Consider the following 22,100-nt stretch of genomic DNA (forward strand, 5'->3'; position numbering starts at 1 on the left):
CATGCACTGGTTCCTGCTCGTCGGCGCAATCGCATTCGAGATTATCGCCACCACACTTTTGAAGGTGTCCAACGGATTCACCAAGCCACTTGCCAGCGTCGGCACAGTGCTTGGCTACGTGGCGTCCTTTTACCTGCTCAGCCTTGTTCTCAAGCATGTGCCACTGAGTATGGCCTATGCCATTTGGTCGGCGGCAGGAACCATTGCCATTGCACTGATCGGCGTGGTGCTCTTCTCCGAGCGCCTCACCACGATCCAAATTGCAGGAATTTTGGTCACGGCTGCGGGAGTGGCAATGATCAACTTGGGCGCGGCGGCACCGGAGGCAACCCCATCTGCAGTCATCGTGCTGGAACAACAACCACACAGCTGATCTACCACCAGACTGTGGGGCTGGCCTGGCAGCGGGCCAACCCCACAGCAAGCTCCACGATATGAAAGTAACAAAATGAGTATTTATGAAAATGTAGCGGAATCCTACAATGTCTCCGTGCTTGAAGCAGCCTTACAAGGCGCTAGTGCTGTGCCCTATTGGTTGGACGATCCCGAACGCCCGGAGGCACTTCCGGCGCTGGAAGGGACCGTGGAAACTGACTTGCTGGTAGTGGGCGGCGGATACTCCGGCCTATGGACTGCCTTAATGGCCAAGGAACGTGACCCCAACCGTTCGGTCACGCTGCTGGAAGGCCAAACCGTTGGCTGGGCAGCTTCAGGTCGCAATGGCGGCTTTTGTGAAGCGTCACTGGTGCATGGTGAATCCAACGGACGCCAGCACCTGCCCAAGGAAAATGACTTGTTGCATGAGCTTGGGCTAGACAACCTGCGGGAACTGGCCGCCACAGTGGAGCGATACAACATCGATTGTGAATTCAACCCCTCAGGCGTACTCAAACTGGCGACCGAGGACCACCAGGTGGAGTGGCTGCGCAAGGAGGCGGAACTGGACTCCACCCTGAAATTCATGAATCGCAAGGAAGTCCAGGACAGCGTGCATTCTCCTGTCTACAAGGCAGGCTTGTGGGACCGCGACGGCACCTACATGCTCAACCCCGCGAAGCTGGCTTGGGGCCTGCGTCAAGTCTGCCTGGAACTGGGTGTTCGGATCTTCGAACACAGCTTCGCGACAGGGCTCGAAGATGCCGGTGGCCACGTTGTTGTCAGCACAGTAGCCGGGCGAGCCAAGGCGCAGCGCGTGGCTCTTGCCACCAACGTTTTCCCCTCATTGCTCAAGCGTCACCATCTCTTCACCATTCCCGTCTATGACTACTCCGTCATGTCCGAACCTCTCACTGAAGAACAGTACGAGTCACTGGGATGGAAGGACGAGCAGGGGCTGGCCGACCTAAACAACCGTTTCCATTACTACCGCATGACCCGTGACGCCAATGGTGCTGTCCGCATACTCTTTGGCGGGTACGACGCCGAGTATTTCTACGGCGGCAAGGTCAAGCCGGAATACGACCAGAATCCGGAGACATTCCGGACTCTGGTTGCCCACTTCTACTTCACCTTCCCGCAGTTGCAGGGGCTGAAGTTCACCCACGCATGGGGCGGCGCCATCGATTCCTGCAGCCGCTTCTTCTCCTTCTTTGACAGCTCGCACAATGGCCGGGTTGCCTACACGGCCGGATTCACCGGACTAGGTGTGGGCGCCACCCGTTTCGCCGCCAATGTGCTGCTTGACCTGCTCTCCGGCCAGACCACCCAGCGCACAGAGCTGGAAATGGTCAAGAAGAAGCCCATCCCCTTCCCGCCGGAGCCTGTCGCCTGGGTTGGCGTGAAGATGATGACCAGCGAGCTGGCCAGGGCCGACCGCAATCAAGGCAAACGCGGACTCTTCTTGAAGACTATGGACGCGCTTGGCATGGGATTCGACTCATGAGCCACTCGACTGAGCCAAAAACTCCCACCACCGCGCCAACCCTGCCCGGCGGAGCCACAGTGGATGTCGCAGCCTTGAAACTGGCACATACCCCCGTCGCTCCCGAGCAGAACGGCGGGGACCACCCCACCACCGGTGCCGTAGGGTTGGGTGTCCTGGCCGGCGCCAAGTTCGGTGTCTGGGAGATGAGCACAGGAACCATGTTCGACGTCGAAGCTGAAGAGATCTTCATCGTCATCGAAGGCCGTGGTCAAGTCGTCATCGACCCCTTCGGCGGACTACCCAAACAAGCCGTCGATTTACTTCCTGGCACCTTGATGCGCCTGAGCGAGGGCATGAAAACAACATGGACCATCACCGAGACACTGCGCAAGGTCTACGTGACGCCCGATAACTCCACTGCGGCAACTTCTAGTGACAGGCAGCAGCAATGACAATGTTTATTCAAGGACACCAGTACATCAATGGCTCCTATCTGGTCGGTTCGGGCGAGTCCGTTCCCCGAGTGAATCCCGCCACGGGCGCAAAAGCTGAAGATGTAGACCAGGCCAGCCTTGAAGATCTCGAGTTGGCGGTCCAGGCTGCCAGCGCGGCATTCCCGGCATGGTCGCGACTGACTCCCGGCGAGCGCTCCGGCCACCTCCTGAAGTTTGCTTTGGCGCTTGCGGCCCGCGCTGGCGAATTGGCAGATGTGGAGACTGCACAAACCGGCAAGACGGTGCGCATGTCCCACAACTTTGATGTTCCCGGAACCATCGACAATGTGAACTTCTTTGCCGGTGCAGCCCGGAATATCCAGGGGCTTGCCGCTGGTGACTACGCCGGAAACTCCACCTCGATGATCCGCCGCGAGGCCATCGGCGTGGTGGGTTCCATCGCGCCGTGGAACTATCCGCTGCAGATGGCAGCCTGGAAGGTTTTGCCGGCCATCGCCGCCGGAAACACCGTTGTGCTCAAACCCAGCGAGATCACCCCAGGGACGTCCCTGCTCTTTGCCGAGATCGCCACCGAGGCAGGGATCCCGGCTGGTGTCATCAACGTTTTGGTAGGACCCGGCCGCACCGTGGGCGAGGCACTCATTAGGCACCCGTTGGTGCAGATGTGTTCCTTTACAGGTTCCACAAGCGTTGGCCGCCATGTCATGTCCATGGCTGCTGAGTCAGGCAAACGTGTCCATCTGGAGCTCGGCGGCAAGGCTCCGTTCATTGTCTTTAAAGATGCTGATGTGGAAGCCGCAGCACACGGTGCAGTGGCGGCTTCAACCATCAATGCAGGCCAAGACTGCACGGCGGCCACACGCGCCTATGTGCATTCCTCCGTGTTTGACAAGTTCACGGCCCGGGTTGCGGGACTTATGAATACCATGGTGGTTGGCAACCCTCTGCTGGAGGACACCGACATGGGATCGCTGGTCTCAGAAAACCACCGCTCCAAGGTCGCCTCTATGGTGGAACGCGCGGTGGCTTCAGGTGCCACGGCGCTGGCCGGCGGTCTCGCCCCTGAGCTGCCAGGCGCCTTCTTCCGTCCAACGTTAATTGTGGGCGCAGCCCAAGATAGCGAAATTGTGCAGGAAGAAATCTTCGGCCCTGTACTTGTTGCGCTGCCCTTCGAAACAGATGATGAGGCCATCGCGTTGGCCAACGACACCCCCTTCGGCCTTGCCGCCTCGGCTTGGACCAGCAGCGTCACCTTGGCTATGCGTGCCGCCGCCGAAATCGAGGCCGGCTGTGTGTGGATCAATGAACACATTCCGATTGTTTCGGAGATGCCACACGGCGGGTACAAGTCCTCTGGCTTTGGCAACGACATGAGCTCGTATTCTTTCGAGGAGTACACGAATATCAAACACGTGCTGATTTCCCATGACACCGCTGCACACAAGGACTGGCAGGACACGGTCTTCAAGCACCGCGCCGACTAACCTTCAAAAAAAGTAACCCGCAGAAATCGCCGAGAATTCCACGAAATCGTTGAATTCTCGTCGTTTTCTGCGGGGCAGTTTTTGAAGCGGCGCTAACGGCGGGTCAGTGTTCCTCAGCCGGCTGCTCGTCCTTGCGGATTGCATAATGGTGGCCATCTGAATCAGTGCGCTCGTCATAGTGCGACAGTTGCTCATCGCTGCTGTCTTCACTGTCGTCATGGCGATGCACCACGGGGGAATCCATGTCGCCTTGATCAGCTGGTCCAAAGACGTGCTGAAACTTGTCGGTGGCATGCATGAATTTATCCACAAACTTTTCACCGCTCGTCATCATCAACACCCCCTCTCCACAGGAGAACCTTGTGTGCGAGATTCCTTCAGCTTACGCCTGAAAGAGGGCAAAGGCACGGTCCCGCAGGGTTAGCGCAGCGATTGGTCATTCGGGTCCTTCGGGACGAGATAGGTGCTGCCATCTGCCCGGGTGACAGTGGTGAAAGCATCCGTCGCTGCCTGTTGGCTGACAAGCAGCGCCTTGTTCTCGGGCGTCATTTCATGATCCAGCGGGCTGCTGCTGGCAGGGCCAAGAATGTAACGCAGGTGTCCGGTAAAACGCATTAACCGTTGGGCTGGATTCATCTTCGGCATGGCTGCAATCCTTGTGGGGCGGGGGTGGAGAACACCCGGGTGATCATGTCAATAATATCCATAGTACCCTGTTAGTTAGTGCACTAACTAAATGAGGGAGCGTGTCCGTGAGCACCATTGAGAACGACCTGCTGCTTGAGCGCCAACTGTGCTTTGGCCTCAGCGTGGCCTCACGCAGCGTCATCGCCGCCTACAAACCCGTGCTGACGGCACTGTCGCTAACCCACCCCCAATACCTGGTGATGTTGGCATTGTGGGAAGAGGCGCCGCGCCGCGTCAAGGACATCGGCAGCGCCTTGTTGCTGGAATCGGCCACGCTTTCCCCACTCCTGAAGCGCCTTGAGACCCTGGGATACGTCACCCGAACCAAGGATGCCACCGACGAGCGCGCCCTCGCCGTCGACCTCACACCCGAAGGCGCCGCGCTGCGCCAGCAGGCACTGTCCGTCCCCGGCACCATGATGGCCAGGCTGGGCCTTGACCGCGAAGGCGCCATGGCCCTGCACACCAGCATGATGGCCCTTATTGACGCAGCCACCCACGCCGATGACCGATAACTAACGATTTCACGAAGGGGGCCTAGTGCGTGTCTCCTAATGTGACGGCGGCGCTCCAGATGACGACGGCTTGGAGGACGGCTGCAGCTCGGTAGACGACCGCGAGTTTGTCGTAGCGGGTGGCCAGGGAACGCCATTGCTTGAGGGTGTTGAAGCTGCGTTCGACGACGTTTCGGCGTTTGTATGCTTCTTTGTCGTAGCTGACAGGACGGCCGCAGGCGGATCCTTTACGTTTGCGGTTGGCTTTCTGGTCTTCCTTTTCCGAAATGACGCATTGAATGCCTCGGTCACGCCAATAGGCCCGGTTTGCCTTGGAGGAGTAGGCTTTGTCGGCCATGCCCCGCACAGGCCGGGTCCGGGTTTGCCTTGACCCGGCCTGACGCACCTGCACTGCTTCAAAGAGGTTTTCAAACATGGGCGAATCACCGGCCTGCCCAGGGCCCCGCAGAATCACCAGGGGCCGCATGTTTCCGTCCTCGAGGGAGTGAATCTTCGTCGTCAGCCCGCCGCGGGACTTCCCAATCGCATGGTCGCAGGGCTCATCAAGCTGATTCTTGTAATTCGACAGTTCCCCCTGTGTGGCGGGCCATGTTGCTGCCGTGCTGGTGGACCCGGTTGACAGTCGAGTCCACTGACACCTCCCAGTTGATCAGCTCGGCAGTGTCTGCTTGGGTCAGCAGCACAGCCAGCACCTGGCCCCAGGTCCCGTCCAGGCTGTAGCGGCGGTGGCGTTTCCAAACAGACTGCCAGGGACCGAAACGCTCGGGCAAGTCTCGCCAGGGAATCCCGGGCCGGTACCGGTAAATGATCCCCTCCGTCGTCAGGCGGTGATCGTTGAACGGTCTGCCTGCCTTCCCGGTGGGCTGGGGCATGAACGGCACGATCAACTCCCCTTGAAAGTTCGAGAGCACGGCGTATCGAGATTTCACCTGAAAATCATCTCAAAAGAATGACAACGCCATTAGGAGACACGCCCTAGGCCTTCGCTTGCAATGCCGCCAGCACCTGCCCGGCCGCAGCGATCCCGGAATCGCGCGAGCTGTGGATAGTGCTCGTCGTCATGCCGGCCCAAAAGATGACGTCGCGCAGGGGATCGTGCAAGCCTTTGTGTTGCGAGAACGGTCCAGGGTAGGCCCCGAGTGCAAACTCGTCCTTTGACCAATCGTAGGTGGAGGCGGTCTTGAACTGCAGGCCCTGGTCGCCGGCAATTCCCCTGACAGTGTCGAGAGAGGCCAGGTGGCGCTGGTCCTCGGGGAGCTCCAGCAATTCCCGGGCCGCATCGCCGGTGGCCCAGGAAACCAGCACTTGCCCCGTGTAGCCGGGCGAGCCAGACGAGGCGTTCCAAATGACCGGCGGCAGGGCATCGTAAGTTTCCATCAGATCCCATTCTTCCGGCACCGCCGGCTGTTCAAACTCCAGCAGCCCCTTGAATACCGGCAGGTAGACGATATTCTCGAAGCTCTTGGTACGCTCGGCTGGCAGGGGCGGGTTGAAGGTGATGCCACCGTTTTGCAGGACGCCTCCGGGCAGTGCGATGACAACGCTTCTGCCCTCCCACGTTTCACCGCCGGCTTGCACGCTGACACCCTTCTCCGTGTAGTCAATCTGTTGCACGCGGGTACTCAGTTCAATGTCGATCCCAGCCTTCAACGGATCAAGAATCTGCTTGTATCCGCCCAAGACGCGGTAGTCGCCATAGCCGTCGTCGGGCAACATGCCGGCGGGTGGGGCATCCAGCGCCTCTTGCAGGTCCTCAACCATGAACTTGGCCGGAAGGGCCTCAAATTGTTCGCTGTCCACCTCGATCACCAGAAGCGAGAGCGGATAATTGGAACGCCTGATGCCCAACTTTTCCATGTAGTCTCTGGCGGTTTCTGTGGCGGAGGGTTCCGGCAGCGGGTTAGGGACTGCGGGTTTGCCCTCAGGGAACGTATAGAACTCCCACGTGGCCTGGTCTACCCAGACGCCAGAGGTATTGAAACGGGACACCGACTTTGCCCATTTACGGGTTTTTAGCCCACTCTCTTCCACAAGTCCCCAGGTTGAGACGTCCGAGCCGTGAATAAGCTCGCCACCACGCTCCACCGGGATCCCCATACTGGTGGTGTCGGTCCACATGCGACCGCCAATGCGGTCACGGGCTTCCAACACGACGACGTTCTTGCCGGCGTTGGCAAGCTCGCGAGCTGCACCAAGACCTGAGACGCCGGCGCCAATGACGATCGCGTCCCAGAGGGCCCCACCCTTCCCGGCTTCGCCGCCCTTAGGCGCCGGGGCACATCCGGCCAAAGCGAGTCCGGCCAGGGAAATCAGGCCCGTGCCTGAAATGAGCAATCGGCGCCGACTTGGCCGTGGCTGGCCCATGGAATTGCTGTTCATCGTTGAAGTCCTCCACTGTCTTATGGCCCGCTGAGCCGGGCCACGCCGCGATCAGGCGGCAGCCTCATAGACACAAGTATTGAACATGAATGTGATTAATACAACAGATTTATATAATTCTTCTTGTTAGAAGAACAAATAGTTAGTTTGGTACTTGCGAATTTATCAAAGCCACAAGACTCCTGCGCAGCCAAACACCGCCGCCTGTGTCCGGCGTCGAAAATTCGCTAATATAGCGCCCCTCCTGACGGCCTGGGCGAAGAAAACTGCGGTAGACACGAAAAAGCATGGGCGTCCCAAGTGCTGGGATAGAGCGGGGACCGGCCATTCGGGCTCGTCGGGACCAGGTAGGTGCTGCCGTCCGTCCTGGCGACGGTCACAAACGCCTCGATCACCGCCTGTTGGGACACCAGGAGCTTCTTCGTTTTCGGGAGTCAACTCACGGTCCAGTGAGCCGCTGCTAGCGGGACCCAAAACGTAGCGGAGGTGGCCGATGAAGCGCATCAACCGTTGGGCAGGATTCCTCTTCGGCATGGTTACATCATTCGTGGAGCGGGGGTGTGCGGCACCCCGCAGGGTCAAGGACATTGGCAGCGCTCTGCTGCTGGAATCAGCCTCCCTCTCTTCACCGCTCAAGCGTCTCGAGTCGCTCGGCTACCTCACCCTCACGAAGGACACCGCCGGCGAGCGCGCCCTGGCCATTGAGCTCACCTCTGCCGGTGCCGGGGACCACTGTGGCTCGGCTCGGCATGGACCGTGACGGCACCATGGCCCTGCACCACAGCATGATGGCCCTGATCGATACCGTCACCCATGCGAACGACGACGTGAAGCCGCCTGCCGCCACACTGCCCCGTGCGGATGCGCAGCCTGTTCCCGCACCACTTCCGGCCCGGCCGGTGGATTACATGGCGGATAATTGAAGGCATGATCCCCGCACCGCATTCCCTGGCGCAGGATGCGTGGCAGGCCCAGGCCGCCGCACACCACGCCCGGGTCGACCGCTATGCCACCCCGTACTTGGCCCGCCGCTCGTCCAACCAAAAGCATCCCGTGGAGGACTTCCTCTTCACCTACTACACGCAGAAACCGGGCCAGCTCTCGCGCTGGCACCCCGGCGCCGGCGTAGTATTGACCGGCGCTGCCGCGCTCGAGCGCCTTGGCTGGAAGTTTTACAAGGAAGCGGACGACGGCGAACGCACACGAAGCGGGGCACCTCGCCAAGGTCCCGCCGTCGTGCTTGATCGGCAAAAGTTTCTGTCCGATCGCAAAGATGCCGTGGATTTCGCCGCCATTATTCTGGGCCGAACAGCTGCCCGGCCGGCGCAATTCGGCTGTTTTGGACTGCACGAATGGGCCATGGTCTACAAGCAGGATGCCAACGAAGTCAGGCACGAATACCTGGAGTTGCGCCTGGGGCCTGAGGGCACGGACCAGGTGGTTGAGGAGAGCCGGATACGCTGCACGCACTTTGATGCGTACCGTTTTTACACTCCGCAGGCGTCCGGTCTCAATGAGTTGCGTCCCACGCGGGAGAATCAGCGCGACATGGAACAGCCTGGCTGCCTGCACGCGAACATGGACCTGTACAAGTGGGCGTACAAGCTCTCGCCTGCGCTGCCCAGTGAGCTCGTCATGGATTGTTTTGAGCTGTCGTGGCGCATCCGAGCCATGGACATGCAGGCCTCACCGTACGATCTCGCAGAGTGGGGGTACCCGCCGATTCGCATTGAGACCGTCTCCGGCAAGGCCGATTACGTTGCGGCACAACGTGGCTTCAGCGCGGAGGCTGCCGTGCTGCGCGACCGCCTGCGCTCTGCCGTCCACGCACTGACGTCCGACGCCGCAGCACCTTCCGGGGTGTAATGGCGAACGCCGCAGCATTGAGTGCTGCGGCGTTCGCATTTTAAGCCCGGAAGGTGCTGCCGCGTTTGAATCAGCGGGTGAGGAACGCGGCGAGCTGGGGTGCCAGGCGATCGGCCATCAGTGCGTAGCCGGCCGTATCCGGGTGGAGGGTGTCGGGCAATCGCTCGAGCGCTTCCTGCCCGGTCAGCACCGCTGCGCCGTCAATGACATGCAGCCGACTGTCGCCCTGTTCCTGCATTGTGGCGATAACTTGGGCCGTGGCGCGGCGGTAGTCGGCAAGCGTCCAGCCCACGTCATTGACCTTCCCCTCGCGGGGCAGTGACAGCACCGGGGTGATGACGACGATCGGGACCTCCGGGTGGGCTGCCCGGACGTTCTTGATGAATCCCTGCAGGGCCGGGCCGTAGCTGCGCTCGGAAAACACGGCAGCGTTGTAGCTGTTGATGCCAACACACAGGGAAATGATGTCGACGGGAGTTTGGGCGATGGTATCCGCCACAATCGGATCCAGCTGGCATTCACCAGCCAACCCCAGGTTGCCCAGCTGCCATCCGTTGCGGACCGCAACCAGTGCAGGCCAGGTTTGCGTGGGCCCGTCGGCCTGCTGGCAATGGGTGATCGAGCTGCCATAGGTGATCCACCGCGGACCCTGCCCGACGGCGGAGGTGACCCCGGCGCCGTCGAACCTTGCCTCCTGCAGGCGAAAGTCGCCAAAGTGCGGCAGCCACAGCTCCACCAAAGAGCCCGTTTCCAGGTTCTCCATAACTATTTCGTGGCGGTGCGCCCCGGTGGCTGGCAGACGATGGCTAAGCTCACCATTGACGAGGACGTCGTAGGGTGCACAGTCCTGCGCACCCGCACCGGCAATGGTGAGTGTCCCTCCGCTGCTGCGCCAGGAAGCCCGGATGCCGGCGGCCATGGCGGCGCGGTTAGCCAGGCCATCGGTGAACGGTGGCAGATATCTGGTGGGATCCAACCGCTCAAACCGCTGTGCACCATCCTCTTCGTACTGGATGGAGAACATTCCGGACCACTGTGCAGCAACTGAAACCATCGTTAAATCCTATCCGGCATCGAAGCGACGAACCCGCCCGGCAGTTAGATAAGAGGAGTGGGGAAGGCGGCATTGGCCACCTCCCCCACTCCCCTTGTTGTTACCTCGGCCTGGCGTTCACGACGCCGGCCTCAGCATTAACTTCTGCTAGTGACGCGTCCGGCGCGACGTCCGAACAACGACGAGGGCACCAAGACCCAGCAGCAGGAAACCGCCGAGAACCAGCATTGTCGCGTTGGTGCCCGTAGTGGCCAGAACCTCCTTGACATTGGTCTGCGCCTCAGTCGACAAGGCGCTCTCCACAGGTGCCGGCGGCTGCGTTGCTCCGGGTGTCCAACCCGGCTTATCCGTCGGTGTTACGACGGCGCCGGGTGTTTCGATCGGCTTGTCCGTCGGCGTAGCACCGGGATTTTCACCCGGGAGTTGACCGTTGCCTGGGGTTCCACCAGGCGTCTCGCCCGGAGTTTCGCCCGGCGTTTCACCCGGTGTCTCGCCCGGGGTATCGCCCGGTGTCTCAGGTTCAGCCGGAGCAACCTCGAGATCCCGTCCTGCGGCTTCCACAACTGCAGTTGCCTCCAGGATGCCGTTGAATGCCGAGGCGGTGACCTGGACACCACTAACGGAAGCCGCTGCGATGTCTTCCGCATCAAGGACGTGGTCGAAGGTGCCGACCTCGCGCTGGCCCACGGCGAGTCCGGTATCGCCCATGTCTGCAGTGGCAATGGCGGCAATTCCCGAGAGACCGGTCAATCGGACGTTGCCGTCGTTGGTGGCGCTCACTTCGTAGCGGACGATGTCGCCAATGCTGGCAAAGCCGTCGCCGTCGACGTCGGTAACGGTTCCATCAGCAATGGTCAGCGCCAGGGAAGGGTTGCGCTTGAGAAGGTCAACTTCATCACCGGTGAAGTCGTAGTTCTGGGTATCCATGCCGGTGCTGCTGACTTCCCACGTGGTCTGGGGAACGAAGAAGCCGTCAGCCAAGTCCTCGGCAGTGACCGTGTGACGTGGGGTCCCGCAGGTGTAGTTCGCCCACATCGACAGATCTTTCCAGCGGCAGTTGCCGCCTGCCGGTGGCAGGAACGGGTTGAAGTTGCCGGAAATTGGCGCAACATTGGAGGAGACGTTGCCCAGGCTCGTCACTTCGAACTGATACGGAACCTGCTCACCCACGGAGTACGGTTCGGCGTCGAGGTCGCGGTCCTTGTCCGTACGGGAGCCCACAACGTCCAGTCCCAGCATGGCCTCGGCACCGCCGGTGATGGTTACCGGGACCCCGACGCTGAATTCGCGGGTTCCGTAGTTGACCTTGGCCGTGACATTGATGGTGCCGGCTTTGGCGCTGGCCGGGATCGTCACGGGAACCTTGACGGTTGCGGAGGCGCCGGCGGCCACGTCCGGGAAATCCGCAACGCCGAAGTTCCAGGCGTTTTGCTGCGCGAAGCTCGCCTTCGCACCGGCAATGGCGTTCTGGCTGCCGTTGGCGAGCGTGAGCTCGGCCTCGACCGTTACACCGTTGTCGCCGGTCAGCGGCTTGGCAGAAAGCTCAACGCCGCATTCAATATCGAGCCATTCGGCGTTGAACTTGCCGAAGGTCATGGTGTTGTGGTCGCCTTCGTAGAACACACCAAAGGTTCCGTCACCGAGTGCGGTCACGGTGGAGTAGCTCATGGCGCCGGCCTTGAACTGCTTGCCGGCGCTCCAGGTGGCGCCGTCGTTGCAGGAGTAGCGGATGGTGCCGTTTTGGCGGCCCGAGTTGCTGTTGGCGTTGGAGAAGAGGAGCATCTTGGCTTCGGCGGAACCTTCGGCAGCATCCGGAAACATGCGGGCAATGGAGGCGTTGTTGATCGGGTCGCTCAGCAAGGTGTCCACCGTGACGTCGCCGTAACTCGTGCCGCCATCCGTGGAGATGGCAACCTTGCGGCCGCCATTTCCGCCCGAACTGGCGCGGGAGTTCAGCATGACGTCGCCATTGGAGAGCTCAACAGTCTTGTTCTCATCCATGCCGGTTCCGACAAATTCACCACGGTGCCACGTGGCGCCGTGGTCATCGGAGTAGACGCTGTAGGCCTGGTACTGGATGTGACCATCAGCCTGCTTAACCTTGCCCGTGAACTGCTGGATGAGGCGGCCCGCGTACGCACCGTATTTGAGCTGAATGCCCTGGCCTGATGACGCAAAGACACCCTGGACGCCGCCAATGTTGTGGGAGTCTCCGACGGGCTTGACCACATCGGTGATCAACGGGCCGGCATAGGAGGCAAACTCAGAATCGGCAGTGTAGTCAACCGGGGGAAGCACGGGCATGTGGGCAGGGTCCATGGACCACGTCAGACCCTGGTCCTTGGACACTGCGACGGCGGCACTGGTGATCCTGCGGTCGGCATCGTCGTTGCCGAAGCCGCCTTCCTGGAAGCTGACGTCCTTGGAGTAGACGAAGAAGTTGAAGACGTCCCCGGTGACGTCATCGACAACGTAGCTCGGGTCGCTGAAGCCATAGACCAGCTTGTCGCCGGCGGGCATCTGGCCACGGGCAACGTAGGTGGGCTCGCCCCACGTTTGTCCGTTGTCAATGCTGCGACGCTGGAGGATGGAGTTCGGCTGGGGCGAGTCGCCGCCGAAGGGCCGGCCGTCGTAGGAGGCCAGCACAATGCCATCACCTAGGTGGGCCAATGCCGGGATGCGGTAGTTGGCGCCCAGCACGGGGTCGATGGCGTTGTCGCCGTTCTTGGCGAGAATCTGTTCTTCATAGCTGCCAACGGCTGCGGTCGAAGCAGTCGCCTGATCGGCAACGGCCGGTGCGACCATGCTGGCCAGCAGACCTGCAGTCAGTGCCCCGGCGATGGCGACCGTCCGGGGTCGCTTCCATCGGCGTTGGAAGTCGGTGGATTTCATGTGGTCCTTTCAAAGCGGCCATCATTGGCCGCGTGGCTGTCCCCAATTCACAAGTGCTCCACGCCACGATGTGATTTATCGGACATGGAACGTCCTACACCCTAGCGTGCGCCCGGTCACAAAACGATTTTGCGCAGACAACCCAATTGTGACTAAGATCAAACATTGCCCTGAAGGCGCCTGCGATGTGCGCCCTTGAAATTCCCCAGTTTGGAATCCCTGCGTAGAATGGGATGGCAAGCTCGCGGAGCGCTTTCCTTATTACATTTCAGGCCACCCCCAAGCGGCCTCATAAGTTGGCGTAAGACGGCACCTCCGCGGCACCCCTCTTAATCACCAGGAGTTCCTTCGATGCCCCGGATCGTTGTCGACGTCATGCTCAAGCCCGAAATTCTGGACCCGCAGGGGAAAGCCATTGTTGGCGCACTCCCCCGTCTGGGATTCACCGCATTCTCCGCCGTCCGCCAGGGCAAGCGCTTTGAATTGACCGTGGACGGCGAGGTGACCGAGGAAATCCTTGCCCAGGCCCGTGAAGCAGCGGAAACCATGCTCTCCAACCCGGTCATCGAAGACGTTGTCAACGTTGAAGTTGTGGCGGACTAGCCATGAGTGAAACCCCCTTGATTGGCGGGGTCACGCTGGCCCCTGTTGATTCCCGTCTCGCGGGAGCACGCATCGGCGTTGTCACCTTCCCCGGCACCCTTGATGACCGCGACGCAAGCCGCGCCGTCCGCCTGTCCGGCGCGACCGCCGTCGACCTTTGGCATGCCGACACCGTCCTGGCCGACGTTGACGCCGTCATCATCCCCGGCGGCTTCTCCTACGGCGACTACCTGCGTTCCGGCGCCATCTCACGCTTCGCCCCGCTGATGTCGCAGATCATCGACGCCGCCAATTCAGATGCGAAACTGCCTGTCCTGGGCATCTGCAACGGCTTCCAGATCCTGACCGAGTCCCACCTGCTGCCCGGTTCCATGATCAAGAACGACCACCTGAAGTTCCTGTGCCGCGACACTGTGCTGCGTGTCGAGAACAACAACACCGCCTGGACCAACGCCTACACGCAGGGCCAGGACATCACGGTTCCGCTGAAGAACCAGGACGGCCAGTACATCGCCGACGAGAAGACCCTCGACGCCCTTGAGGCCGAGGGGCGCGTGGCGTTCCGCTACATGGGCGGCAACCCGAACGGCTCGCGCCGGGACATCGCCGGCATCTCCAACGCGGCGGGCAACGTGGTGGGCCTCATGCCGCACCCCGAGCACGCCGTTGAGCACGGCTACGGCCCCGGCCACACTGGCATTGACGGCCTGGGATTCTTCACCTCAGTCTTGAACACACTTCTGGGAGACAAATAAATGAGCGAGATTTCAACAGAGTCCGCGAAGAAGTTCAACATCGACACCGTCGAGAACGCCGCCGCAACCCCCGGGGTTGAGCTGCCCTGGGCCGAGCTTGGCCTGAAGCAAAACGAGTTCGACGACGTCGTGAAGGTTTTGGGGCGCCGCCCCACTGCCGCTGAGCTGGCCATGTACTCCGTCATGTGGAGCGAGCACTGCTCTTACAAGTCCTCCAAGAACCACCTGCGTCAGTTTGGCGACAAGGTCACCGAGGAAATGAAGAAGGACATGCTGGTGGGCATCGGCGAAAACGCCGGCGTCACCAACCTGGGCGACGGCTGGGCCGTGACGTTCAAGATCGAATCCCACAACTCCCCCACCATGGTGGAGCCGTACCAGGGCGCCGCAACCGGCATCGGCGGCATTGTCCGCGACATCATCTCCATGGGCGCACGCCCGGTGGCTGTCATGGATCCGCTGCGCTTTGGTGCCATCGACCACCCCGACACCGCCCGCATCATGCACGGCGCTGTCGCCGGCATCGGCGGCTACGGCAACTCGCTGGGCCTGCCGAACATCGGCGGCGAGATGGTGTTCGACTCCGTGTACCAGGGCAACCCGCTGGTCAATGCACTCGCCGTTGGCGTCATGCGCCACGAGGACATCCGCCTGGCCAACGCCTCAGGCAAGGGCAACAAGGTTGTGCTGTTCGGTGCCCGCACCGGCGGCGACGGCATTGGCGGCGCCTCCATCCTGTCCTCGGAATCCTTCGATGACTCCAAGCCGTCCAAGCGTCCAGCCGTCCAGGTGGGAGACCCCTTCGCCGAGAAGGTGCTCATCGAGTGCTGCCTGGAACTGTTCAAGGGCTCCCTGGTTGAGGGCATCCAGGACCTTGGCGCCGCAGGCATCTCCTGCGCCACCTCGGAGCTGGCCTCCAACGGCGACGGCGGCATGGAAGTCGAGCTGACCTCCGTGCTGCTGCGCGACCCGTCGCTGACACCCGGTGAAATCCTGATGAGCGAATCCCAGGAACGCATGATGGCTGTTGTCTCCCCCGACAACGTTGCCGCGTTCGAGGCCGCCATGGACAAGTGGGCCGTGGAGTACTCCTGGCTTGGCGAGGTCACCGACACTGGCCGCCTGGTCATCAAGTGGGACGGCGCAGTAATTGTCGACGTCGATCCCCGCACCGTGGCGCACGACGGTCCGGTCTATGACCGCCCGTACGCCCGCCCCGAGTGGCAGGATGCGCTGCAGGCTGACAAGTTCACCGGTTCCGTCCAGGACGCCACCCGTCCCGCCACGAACGATGAGCTCAAGGCCGCCGTGCTGGAGCTCGTTGCCTCCCCCAACATGTGCTCGAAGGACTGGATCACCAACCAGTACGACCGCTATGTTGGCGGCAACACCGCCCAAGCCTTCCCCGACGACGCCGGCGTGATCCGTGTTGACGAGGAAACCGGGCTGGGCTTCGCCGTGGCAACCGACGCCAACGGCCGCTACACCTACCTGGACCCGTACCACGGCGCGCAGCTCGCCCTGGCCGAGGCCTACCGCAACGTCGCCACCTCCGGCGCCGTTCCGATGGCCGTCTCCGACTGCCTGAACTTCGGCTCGCCCGAGGATCCGGATGTCATGTGGCAGCTGGCCGAGTCCATTCGCGGCCTGTCCGACGCCTGCATGGTGTTGGGCATCCCGGTCACGGGCGGCAACGTCTCGCTGTACAACCAGACCGGCACCACCCCGATCCATCCCACCCCTGTGGTGGCTGTTTTGGGCAAGTTCGACGACGTTGCGCGCCGCACGCCGTCGGGCTGGCAGGAAGACGGCCAGGCCATCTACCTGCTGGGAACCACCGCGGATGACCTTGACGGTTCCGAGTGGGCCAATATGCGCGGCCACCTCGGTGGCCTGCCGCCGAAGGTTGATCTGGAGCGCGAGCGTGAATTGGGCGAAATCCTGATCAACGCCTCACGCGACGGCATGATCGACTCGGCCCACGACCTCTCCGAAGGTGGCCTCGGCGCCGCCCTCGTCGAGTCGGCACTGCGCTTCAACACCGGTGCCCGCGTGGCACTGGATGAAGTTGCCGCGCGCGACGGCGTTGACAGCTTCACGATGCTGTTCTCCGAGACGCAGGGACGCGCCATTGTGGCTGTTCCCCGCAGCGAGGAAGTCCGCTTCAACGACATGTGCACGGCACGCCGTTTCCCGGTGGCCCGCATTGGTGTTGTGGACGCGGCCGGGGACGCCCTGGACATCCAGGGACTGTTCACCGCAGAGCTGGACGAACTCCGCGAGGCACACGAGGGAACGCTGCCGAAGTACTTCGGCTAGCACCTTCGGTCTCGCTGATCGAGACGTAAATGGCCCCGGTCAACTCTGGTTACGAGTTGGCCGGGGCTTTTTCGTCGAGATGCGAGATAACGACCTGTGCGTAGGCGTCGCAATCGCTCACGAGCCTGCCATGGGTGGTGGTGAAAAGCTCCATGCGCAGGGCGCTGATCAACAAGCCGCCCTCCATGGCATCAGCCGGCGTTGCCTTGTACACCAACGTGAAGCTCAGCGACTGGCCAGGCCCGAGCGTGCGGCGTGAAAGTTCCGAAGCTGTTGGGGCGGCCGTGTAGGCCAGGTCGTCGAGCCTGTCGTTCCTCAGCGACCTGAGGTGCAGGGAAATTTCGGTGAGGGCCTCGTCCCTGGAGTTCAGCAGCCACGCAGTGAACGTCACGGTCTCACCCACGGCCACATCAGCCCGGTCCGGGAAGTACAACAACTCAATACCTGGGACTTCGCGCTGTGACTGCGCCCGTGTGGGATTCATCAAGGCGGGCTGCTTGAAGCCTGCCCTGTTGTGCATGCGTGTTTCCATGTCATGGTCCTCGTGGTTCTTCACGGAGGCGCACTCCATCCATTGATCGGTCGCAGCGTCTGCGGCCCGTGTCAGGCCACCTCCGTGCGGACAGCCATAGGGCTCTCAGTGGGAGAGAGTGGCTGGGACACATATCATGACGGTGTTTTCCCGTCGAAGTTAGAACCCTCCGGTCAGGGTGCGGGCGGCCTGCTGGTAGGAACGGGTGACGCCGGCCTGTGTCAGCCTGGTGACGGGCGCGCCCAGGGCATAAATAAGACCAGAAGGCTTACTGAAGGCCAACAGCCTAAACTGCACAGCACCGTCGGGCAGCATCATGGCGATGAACGCCTCCTCGCCCAGCGCAGGATGACCGGGCAGGGTGCCGTAACCAAAGCCGGCTAGCTGGATCTGCGCGTTGTCCGGGCCGTCCACCAGTTGCGACTCCATGGCCCACACAACTTCGCACGGCACCGGGAGCCTAAGGCTGCCCACACCAAAACCGCTGGTGATGCGGGCGCCAACGGCCGCCCGCGCAGGCGCCTTGACCGCCAGCCCGGAGCGGCGCTGGATTTCCCAGGTCATGATGCCTTCGGCCAGCGCATCGAACGCCGCCTGCCCGTTGCCCACGGACGTGGTCTTGTCCACATGGCCAAAGCCTTTTGGCCAGACGACGGCGGCCGGCGGCTTGAGCGCGGCCGGCCGGGTCAGGCCGAGGTACGGATAATCGAGGCGGCTATCCTTTGGCGACATGGGCACTCCATTCCAAGGCAATCTGTTGTTTCCTGGGCAGCCCGGCCACCACAAGGTCGTATGAATCTTCCAGCATTTCAAGCACCATTTCCATCTCCACCGAGGAGGTGTCCACGGTGTTCCAGTGCTTTTTGTTCAAGTGGTAGCCGGCAGTGATCCCGGGATGGGCAGCCCGCAGCGCCGGCGCCAGTTCGGGATCGCATTTGAGGCTGATGCCCAACGGTGCAATGTCGAGGTTGCCCAACGCAAACACCTTCCCGGCCCGTACAGATCCGCCACTGCTGGGAGCTTTGACCTTGAAAACACTGGTTTCCGGTCCAAATGGATAGTCTTCATAGCTTCCAGGCATGGCCAGTGCCGCGGCACGCAGGGTTGCCGCATTGATGCTCACGGCGCGGAGTCCGCCGCGGCGGCCAGCGGCAGCACGTCATAGTTGAGCATGGCGAATTCGCCATGCTGGGAGGCGCCGCGCAGCTTGAGCCGGTCGGCACCCACGTTGCGTGGCAACAGCGGCGCACCGCCAACCAGGGTGGCCGGGGCAAGCGTGAGAACGAGTTCGTCCAGGGCGCCAAGGTCCAGAAATTGTCCTGCGAGGTCGCCGCCCCCCACAACCCACACGTCGAGGTTCCCGGCCGCGTCCTTGATTTCCGCCAGCACGTCCTCCACAGAACCATTGAAGAAACGGACGTCTGCTCCCTCCGGAACGGGCAGCGACCGGGAGGTGAAAACGTAGGTGGGCTTGGTGCCGTAGTACTGCTGCCACTTGGCTGGCTCGGCGAGCAGGTTCTCGGCCTTCAACACCCATTCGTAGGTGGAGGAGCCTTCAACAAAGACCCCCATGGTGTCCATGAAGGCCGCGATGTCGGGCGCTCCGGCGTCGTCCACGGCAAACAGCCAGTCCAGCGAGTGCTGCTGGTCCGCCAGGAAGCCGTTCAGGGTCGCAGCCGTGTAGTAAACAATTCGGGTCATGGAAGCAACGCTACCCGGTGCAGGGACCGGGCGGGAGTTACTTTGCGCCCAGATAGTCTTCCAGCAGCACAACCTTGAGCCCGGCAGCCTCTTGTGCGGCGATGAAGGCCGCCAGGTCGGCCGGAAATTCCGGCCGGAAATGCATCAGGACTATGTCCCCCGGCCGCAGACCCGCACCAACCTGGTAGTCCATGCCGCCCGCGTTCGCCTTCGCTTCCCAGTCCACGATCGCCTTCAGCCCGCATGCCGCCACGGCCGCCCGCGTCGCCTGCGTATAGGGCCCTCCCGGCGGCCGAAAGAACACCGGTCGCCGGCCATACTGCTGTTCCGCAAAGTCGGCCATGCCGCAAATCTCGGCCTTTTGCTCTTCGTAGCCCAACTGGATGAAGCCTAGATTATGGGTCATGCTGTGATTCTCGACGAGGTGCCCGGCCTGTGTGTATTTCTTGTAGAACGCCGGCTCGCCGGCAATGAACGTGTGGGCGAGGAACAGCGACGCCTTGATCCCGTTCTGCTCCAACAGCGCCAGGTCCGCATCACGCTTCACCGCGCCGTCGTCAATGGTCAGAAACACCACTTTTTGCTCGGTGGGAATCTTGGTCAGCACCGGTGCCAGGCCGTTCTCAACGGGCGGCAGCACATAGTCAGGCACCAGCCCGTCCAGGGTGCTGACCCGCCCTGTCACCGGGTCGAGCGCCGCTGCACTGGTGGGGATGTTCGACGGCGGAGCGGGCGTCGGGCGCGCCGTGGCACCGGCCGCTGTGGTCGCCGATGCAGCGGCCGCCGTACTTGTGGGAACCGTACGTCCGGGCGTGGAGGTTTCGAAGGTGGCCGTGCTTGCGGAGGTCCCGCCTGCCTGTGCCGGGGGTTGGGGGATAGTGGCAATCCACCAGATTCCTGTGGCCACGAGGGCAGCCGCCAGCGCAAGTGTGAGCAATCCGATCCAGCGGCGGGGGCGGGTGAGATGAAGGTGGCGCGGCATGTTTTCCTTCGACAGTTGTTGCTGTTGTGTTAGAGGCCCAGCCTGGCGGCTTCAATTTTCGGGCAGCTGTCCATGACCACGTCCAGTCCTGCGGCAGGGGCGCGCAGTGCCGCTGCCTCGTCAACCACACCGAGTTGCAGCCAGACGGCACTGGCGCCCACGGCAACGGCCTGGTCAACCACGGACCCCACGTGGGAGGAGTTCACAAAGCAGTCAACGACGTCGATGTGGCCGGGGACCTCGGCCAGGGTTTTGTAGCCTTTGGCGCCATGCACATCGTCGCCCTTCAGGCTCACGGGAATGATCTCTTGTCCCAGCTGCTGCTGGAGGAACAGGGCAACCCCCACGGCAGCGCGCAGCGGATTGTTGGACAAGCCCACCACAGCCCAGCGCCCGGGTGTGGTCAGGAGCCTGCGGACAACGTGTGGATCATTGGTGTGTGCCATGTTTTGAGCTTATCGCCGCGGGCCACGGAATTGCCTGCGCCCCGCGGAAGTTCGCTGAAAGCCGCGCCGAGGGCCACATCCAAAGCCTCAAAGCAAACCGGCCTGTCACATCCAAAGCGGCAATTTCTGCAGGGCTGGATCCCGGCACTAGGCTGGAAACTTCCCATCCAGAGCGGCCGAGAGACCTGGCTTGTTGACGCCGCAGCAACCGTCCAACGTACTGTCCCTGTCCCGCAGGTGCGGCAGTGCAGAGGAACGGTGCTACCGCCAGAAACGATGGAAAGGAATCTCCTCGTGTCTTTAAATACCACCCACATCCGCACCAGCCATGCCGGTTCGCTGCCCCGCACCGCCGCCCTCCTTGCAGCCAATGAGGTCAAGGAAGCCAGGGGTGTCACGGCAGAATTTGAGGCGCTGCTGGAGGAATCCGTCATTGATGTGGTGGCCCGCCAGAAGGCCGCCGGGATCGACATTGTCAACGACGGCGAGTTCGGCCACGCCATGTCCGACTCCGTTGATTACGGCGCCTGGTGGTCCTACTCCTTCGCGCGCATGGGCGGCCTGGAACTGGATTCGGACCAGAAATGGGCTGTGGACGCCGTTGATTCAACACCGGGCAATGTTGCTCTGACGGGCTTTGTGCACCGCCGCGACCGCAACATTTTCGCCGAGGCGTACAACGACCCCACCTCCGGAATCTTCTCCGCCGGAGCGAAGCTGTTCCCGAAGTGCACCGGCCCCTTGACGTACACCGGGCACGACGCCGTTGCCTCCGACATTAAGAACCTCACCACGGGCATGGCCCGGGCAGGCGTCACCGAAGGCTTCGTGGCTGCCCTGTCCCCCGGCAGCGCATCACGCATCTCCAACGAGCACTACGCCACGGAGGAAGAGTTCATTTACGCCTGTGCCGACGTGCTGCGGCAGGAATACACGGCTATCATCGACGCCGGGCTGACGGTGCAGATCGACGACCCCTCCATTGCCGAAAACTGGGATCAGGTCTCGCCCGAGCCATCTGTTGAGGATTACCTCAAGTTCACCCAAATCAGGGTTGAGGCACTGAACTATGCGCTGCGCGGCCTGCCGGAAGAGCAGATCCGCTTCCACCTGTGCTGGGGTTCCTGGCATGGTCCGCACACCACCGATCTGCCGTTCCCCGACCTTGTGGACACCATGCTTATGATCAACGCCGGGTCCTACTCTTTTGAAGCAGCCAATGTCCGCCACGAGCATGAGTGGAAGGTGTGGCAGGACACCACGCTGCCCGAAGGCAAGCTGATTGTGCCGGGCATCGTCTCGCACGCCACCAACGTGGTGGAGCACCCGGAACTGGTGGCGGACCGCATCGAGCGCTTCGCTTCAGTAGTGGGCCGTGAGTCCGTGATTGCCTCCACCGACTGCGGCCTAGGCGGCCGCGTCCACCCGCAGATTGCCGCCGCCAAACTGGCGACACTGGGCGAAGGTGCCGCACTAGCCAGCAAGCGCCTCTGGAAATAGTCCCCACAACACCAGCGGCTGCGGCAGACATGACGTCCGCTGCAGCCGCTGGTGTGTTTATGTGTT

At 61.9% G+C, this 22,100-nt stretch carries 25 protein-coding genes and 1 riboswitch; of the genes, 12 read left to right on the plus strand and 13 right to left on the minus strand.

From position 1 onward, the window contains the following. The first annotated feature begins 1 nt into the window (after position 1). From art_RS11425 to art_RS11440, 4 genes are all read left to right on the plus strand, one after another. Entirely contained in the window at positions 2–373 is a 372-nt protein-coding gene (locus art_RS11425) for a multidrug efflux SMR transporter (protein ID WP_052136327.1), read from the plus strand. 150 nt (positions 374–523) lie between these two features. Beyond that, the gene (locus tag art_RS11430; RefSeq protein WP_253901332.1) at positions 524–1,882 is read left to right on the plus strand and encodes an FAD-binding oxidoreductase; all 1,359 of its coding nucleotides are present in this window, start codon (positions 524–526) and stop codon (positions 1,880–1,882) included. Beyond that, a complete protein-coding gene (locus art_RS11435) occupies positions 1,879–2,316 on the plus strand; it encodes a cupin domain-containing protein (RefSeq protein WP_052136331.1) in 438 nt (145 codons plus the stop codon). Before art_RS11430 ends, art_RS11435 begins: the two co-directional genes overlap by 4 nt. Next, on the plus strand, positions 2,313–3,803 hold the full coding sequence (locus art_RS11440; RefSeq protein ID WP_038465071.1) for an aminobutyraldehyde dehydrogenase: 1,491 nt from the start codon (positions 2,313–2,315) through the stop codon (positions 3,801–3,803). The genes art_RS11435 and art_RS11440 overlap by 4 nt, the downstream gene beginning before the upstream one ends. A gap of 103 nt (positions 3,804–3,906) precedes the next feature. Here the strand turns inward: art_RS11440 and art_RS11445 are convergent, their stop codons facing one another. Then, positions 3,907–4,137 (minus strand): hypothetical protein, encoded by a 231-nt coding sequence (locus tag art_RS11445; RefSeq protein ID WP_367643733.1) that lies wholly within the window; start codon positions 4,135–4,137, stop codon positions 3,907–3,909. Between the two features lie 86 nt (positions 4,138–4,223). Then, complete coding sequence (locus tag art_RS11450; RefSeq protein ID WP_038465073.1) at positions 4,224–4,448, minus strand: hypothetical protein; 225 nt, start codon at positions 4,446–4,448, stop codon at positions 4,224–4,226. 101 nt (positions 4,449–4,549) lie between these two features. On the opposite strand from art_RS11450, the gene art_RS11455 reads away from it, so the two are divergent. Next, positions 4,550–5,005 carry a MarR family winged helix-turn-helix transcriptional regulator gene (locus art_RS11455; RefSeq protein WP_038465075.1) on the plus strand — a complete coding sequence of 152 codons (456 nt, stop codon included), beginning with the start codon at positions 4,550–4,552 and terminating at the stop codon, positions 5,003–5,005. 22 nt (positions 5,006–5,027) lie between these two features. Here art_RS11455 and art_RS11460 read toward each other — a convergent pair whose 3' ends face one another. Genes art_RS11460 through art_RS11470 form a run of 3 tightly spaced genes read right to left on the minus strand, consistent with a single transcriptional unit; the run spans position 5,028 to position 7,384 of the window. After that, a complete protein-coding gene (locus tag art_RS11460; RefSeq protein WP_082000255.1) occupies positions 5,028–5,627 on the minus strand; it encodes an IS5 family transposase in 600 nt (199 codons plus the stop codon). After that, positions 5,548–5,934, minus strand: a complete 387-nt coding sequence (locus art_RS22950) for an IS5/IS1182 family transposase (RefSeq protein WP_038465078.1) — start codon at positions 5,932–5,934, stop codon at positions 5,548–5,550. Before art_RS22950 ends, art_RS11460 begins: the two co-directional genes overlap by 80 nt. A gap of 46 nt (positions 5,935–5,980) precedes the next feature. Next, on the minus strand, positions 5,981–7,384 hold the full coding sequence (locus art_RS11470; RefSeq protein WP_038465081.1) for an NAD(P)/FAD-dependent oxidoreductase: 1,404 nt from the start codon (positions 7,382–7,384) through the stop codon (positions 5,981–5,983). 532 nt (positions 7,385–7,916) lie between these two features. Here art_RS11470 and art_RS21065 point away from each other — a divergent pair. From art_RS21065 to art_RS11485, 3 genes are read left to right on the plus strand one after another with little or no spacing between them, the layout of a single operon-like run. Next, a complete protein-coding gene (locus art_RS21065; protein ID WP_157875243.1) occupies positions 7,917–8,144 on the plus strand; it encodes a hypothetical protein in 228 nt (75 codons plus the stop codon). Next, positions 8,134–8,307: a hypothetical protein gene (locus art_RS11480; RefSeq protein WP_157875244.1), complete on the plus strand. Its 174-nt coding sequence runs from the start codon at positions 8,134–8,136 to the stop codon at positions 8,305–8,307. The genes art_RS21065 and art_RS11480 overlap by 11 nt, the downstream gene beginning before the upstream one ends. Before the next feature lie 4 nt (positions 8,308–8,311). Next, positions 8,312–9,250: a hypothetical protein gene (locus tag art_RS11485; RefSeq protein WP_038465084.1), complete on the plus strand. Its 939-nt coding sequence runs from the start codon at positions 8,312–8,314 to the stop codon at positions 9,248–9,250. 70 nt (positions 9,251–9,320) lie between these two features. Here art_RS11485 and art_RS11490 read toward each other — a convergent pair whose 3' ends face one another. Beyond that, positions 9,321–10,304: a GDSL-type esterase/lipase family protein gene (locus art_RS11490; RefSeq protein WP_052136335.1), complete on the minus strand. Its 984-nt coding sequence runs from the start codon at positions 10,302–10,304 to the stop codon at positions 9,321–9,323. Positions 10,305–10,451: 147 nt separating this feature from the next. Further along, on the minus strand, positions 10,452–13,196 hold the full coding sequence (locus tag art_RS11495) for an exo-alpha-sialidase (protein WP_052136337.1): 2,745 nt from the start codon (positions 13,194–13,196) through the stop codon (positions 10,452–10,454). Positions 13,197–13,547: 351 nt separating this feature from the next. On the opposite strand from art_RS11495, the gene purS reads away from it, so the two are divergent. The 3 genes from purS to purL are packed head-to-tail and all read left to right on the plus strand — an operon-like array spanning position 13,548 to position 16,873. After that, a complete protein-coding gene (purS, locus tag art_RS11500; RefSeq protein ID WP_038465086.1) occupies positions 13,548–13,799 on the plus strand; it encodes a phosphoribosylformylglycinamidine synthase subunit PurS in 252 nt (83 codons plus the stop codon). Between the two features lie 2 nt (positions 13,800–13,801). Then, positions 13,802–14,554, plus strand: coding sequence for a phosphoribosylformylglycinamidine synthase subunit PurQ (gene purQ / locus art_RS11505; protein ID WP_038465088.1), 753 nt, complete (start codon positions 13,802–13,804; stop codon positions 14,552–14,554). A 9-nt stretch (positions 14,555–14,563) separates the two neighbouring features. Continuing rightward, the gene (gene purL / locus art_RS11510; RefSeq protein ID WP_038469831.1) at positions 14,564–16,873 is read left to right on the plus strand and encodes a phosphoribosylformylglycinamidine synthase subunit PurL; all 2,310 of its coding nucleotides are present in this window, start codon (positions 14,564–14,566) and stop codon (positions 16,871–16,873) included. Positions 16,874–16,922: 49 nt separating this feature from the next. On the opposite strand, the gene art_RS11515 is transcribed toward purL, so the two are convergent. The 6 genes from art_RS11515 to art_RS11545 form a co-directional block, all read right to left on the minus strand. After that, complete coding sequence (locus art_RS11515) at positions 16,923–17,429, minus strand: hypothetical protein (RefSeq protein WP_038465090.1); 507 nt, start codon at positions 17,427–17,429, stop codon at positions 16,923–16,925. Positions 17,430–17,564: 135 nt separating this feature from the next. Then, positions 17,565–18,137 carry a DUF1990 family protein gene (locus art_RS11520; protein WP_038465092.1) on the minus strand — a complete coding sequence of 191 codons (573 nt, stop codon included), beginning with the start codon at positions 18,135–18,137 and terminating at the stop codon, positions 17,565–17,567. Further along, positions 18,121–18,528 (minus strand): MmcQ/YjbR family DNA-binding protein, encoded by a 408-nt coding sequence (locus art_RS11525; protein WP_367643734.1) that lies wholly within the window; start codon positions 18,526–18,528, stop codon positions 18,121–18,123. The genes art_RS11520 and art_RS11525 overlap by 17 nt, the downstream gene beginning before the upstream one ends. Continuing rightward, positions 18,525–19,106: a dihydrofolate reductase family protein gene (locus tag art_RS11530; protein ID WP_038465094.1), complete on the minus strand. Its 582-nt coding sequence runs from the start codon at positions 19,104–19,106 to the stop codon at positions 18,525–18,527. The genes art_RS11525 and art_RS11530 overlap by 4 nt, the downstream gene beginning before the upstream one ends. Before the next feature lie 37 nt (positions 19,107–19,143). Beyond that, entirely contained in the window at positions 19,144–20,088 is a 945-nt protein-coding gene (locus art_RS22955; protein ID WP_253901333.1) for a polysaccharide deacetylase family protein, read from the minus strand. Between the two features lie 29 nt (positions 20,089–20,117). Further along, positions 20,118–20,534 carry a CoA-binding protein gene (locus tag art_RS11545; RefSeq protein WP_038465096.1) on the minus strand — a complete coding sequence of 139 codons (417 nt, stop codon included), beginning with the start codon at positions 20,532–20,534 and terminating at the stop codon, positions 20,118–20,120. Positions 20,535–20,694: 160 nt separating this feature from the next. Then, positions 20,695–20,817: riboswitch (SAM riboswitch) on the plus strand. Positions 20,818–20,828: 11 nt separating this feature from the next. Here art_RS11545 and art_RS11550 point away from each other — a divergent pair. Beyond that, positions 20,829–22,034 carry a cobalamin-independent methionine synthase II family protein gene (locus art_RS11550; protein ID WP_038465098.1) on the plus strand — a complete coding sequence of 402 codons (1,206 nt, stop codon included), beginning with the start codon at positions 20,829–20,831 and terminating at the stop codon, positions 22,032–22,034. Positions 22,035–22,100 lie beyond the last annotated feature (66 nt).

The organism is Arthrobacter sp. PAMC 25486 (assembly GCF_000785535.1).
GTDB lineage: Bacteria > Actinomycetota > Actinomycetes > Actinomycetales > Micrococcaceae > Specibacter.

Bases quoted from the DNA above. Each gene is read 5' to 3' on its own strand.
- art_RS11425 (WP_052136327.1), top strand. From the start codon at position 2: ATGCACTGGTTCCTGCTCGTCGGCGCAATCGCATTCGAGATTATCGCC.
- art_RS11435 (WP_052136331.1), top strand. From the start codon at position 1,879: ATGAGCCACTCGACTGAGCCAAAAACTCCCACCACCGCGCCAACCCTG.
- art_RS11440 (WP_038465071.1), top strand. From the start codon at position 2,313: ATGACAATGTTTATTCAAGGACACCAGTACATCAATGGCTCCTATCTG.
- art_RS11445 (WP_367643733.1), bottom strand. From the start codon at position 4,137: ATGATGACGAGCGGTGAAAAGTTTGTGGATAAATTCATGCATGCCACC.
- art_RS11450 (WP_038465073.1), bottom strand. From the start codon at position 4,448: ATGCCGAAGATGAATCCAGCCCAACGGTTAATGCGTTTTACCGGACAC.
- art_RS11470 (WP_038465081.1), bottom strand. From the start codon at position 7,384: ATGAACAGCAATTCCATGGGCCAGCCACGGCCAAGTCGGCGCCGATTG.
- art_RS21065 (WP_157875243.1), top strand. From the start codon at position 7,917: ATGGTTACATCATTCGTGGAGCGGGGGTGTGCGGCACCCCGCAGGGTC.
- art_RS11480 (WP_157875244.1), top strand. From the start codon at position 8,134: ATGGACCGTGACGGCACCATGGCCCTGCACCACAGCATGATGGCCCTG.
- art_RS11485 (WP_038465084.1), top strand. From the start codon at position 8,312: ATGATCCCCGCACCGCATTCCCTGGCGCAGGATGCGTGGCAGGCCCAG.
- art_RS11490 (WP_052136335.1), bottom strand. From the start codon at position 10,304: ATGGTTTCAGTTGCTGCACAGTGGTCCGGAATGTTCTCCATCCAGTAC.
- art_RS11495 (WP_052136337.1), bottom strand. From the start codon at position 13,196: ATGAAATCCACCGACTTCCAACGCCGATGGAAGCGACCCCGGACGGTC.
- purS (WP_038465086.1), top strand. From the start codon at position 13,548: ATGCCCCGGATCGTTGTCGACGTCATGCTCAAGCCCGAAATTCTGGAC.
- purQ (WP_038465088.1), top strand. From the start codon at position 13,802: ATGAGTGAAACCCCCTTGATTGGCGGGGTCACGCTGGCCCCTGTTGAT.
- art_RS11520 (WP_038465092.1), bottom strand. From the start codon at position 18,137: ATGTCGCCAAAGGATAGCCGCCTCGATTATCCGTACCTCGGCCTGACC.
- art_RS11530 (WP_038465094.1), bottom strand. From the start codon at position 19,106: ATGACCCGAATTGTTTACTACACGGCTGCGACCCTGAACGGCTTCCTG.
- art_RS22955 (WP_253901333.1), bottom strand. From the start codon at position 20,088: ATGCCGCGCCACCTTCATCTCACCCGCCCCCGCCGCTGGATCGGATTG.
- art_RS11545 (WP_038465096.1), bottom strand. From the start codon at position 20,534: ATGGCACACACCAATGATCCACACGTTGTCCGCAGGCTCCTGACCACA.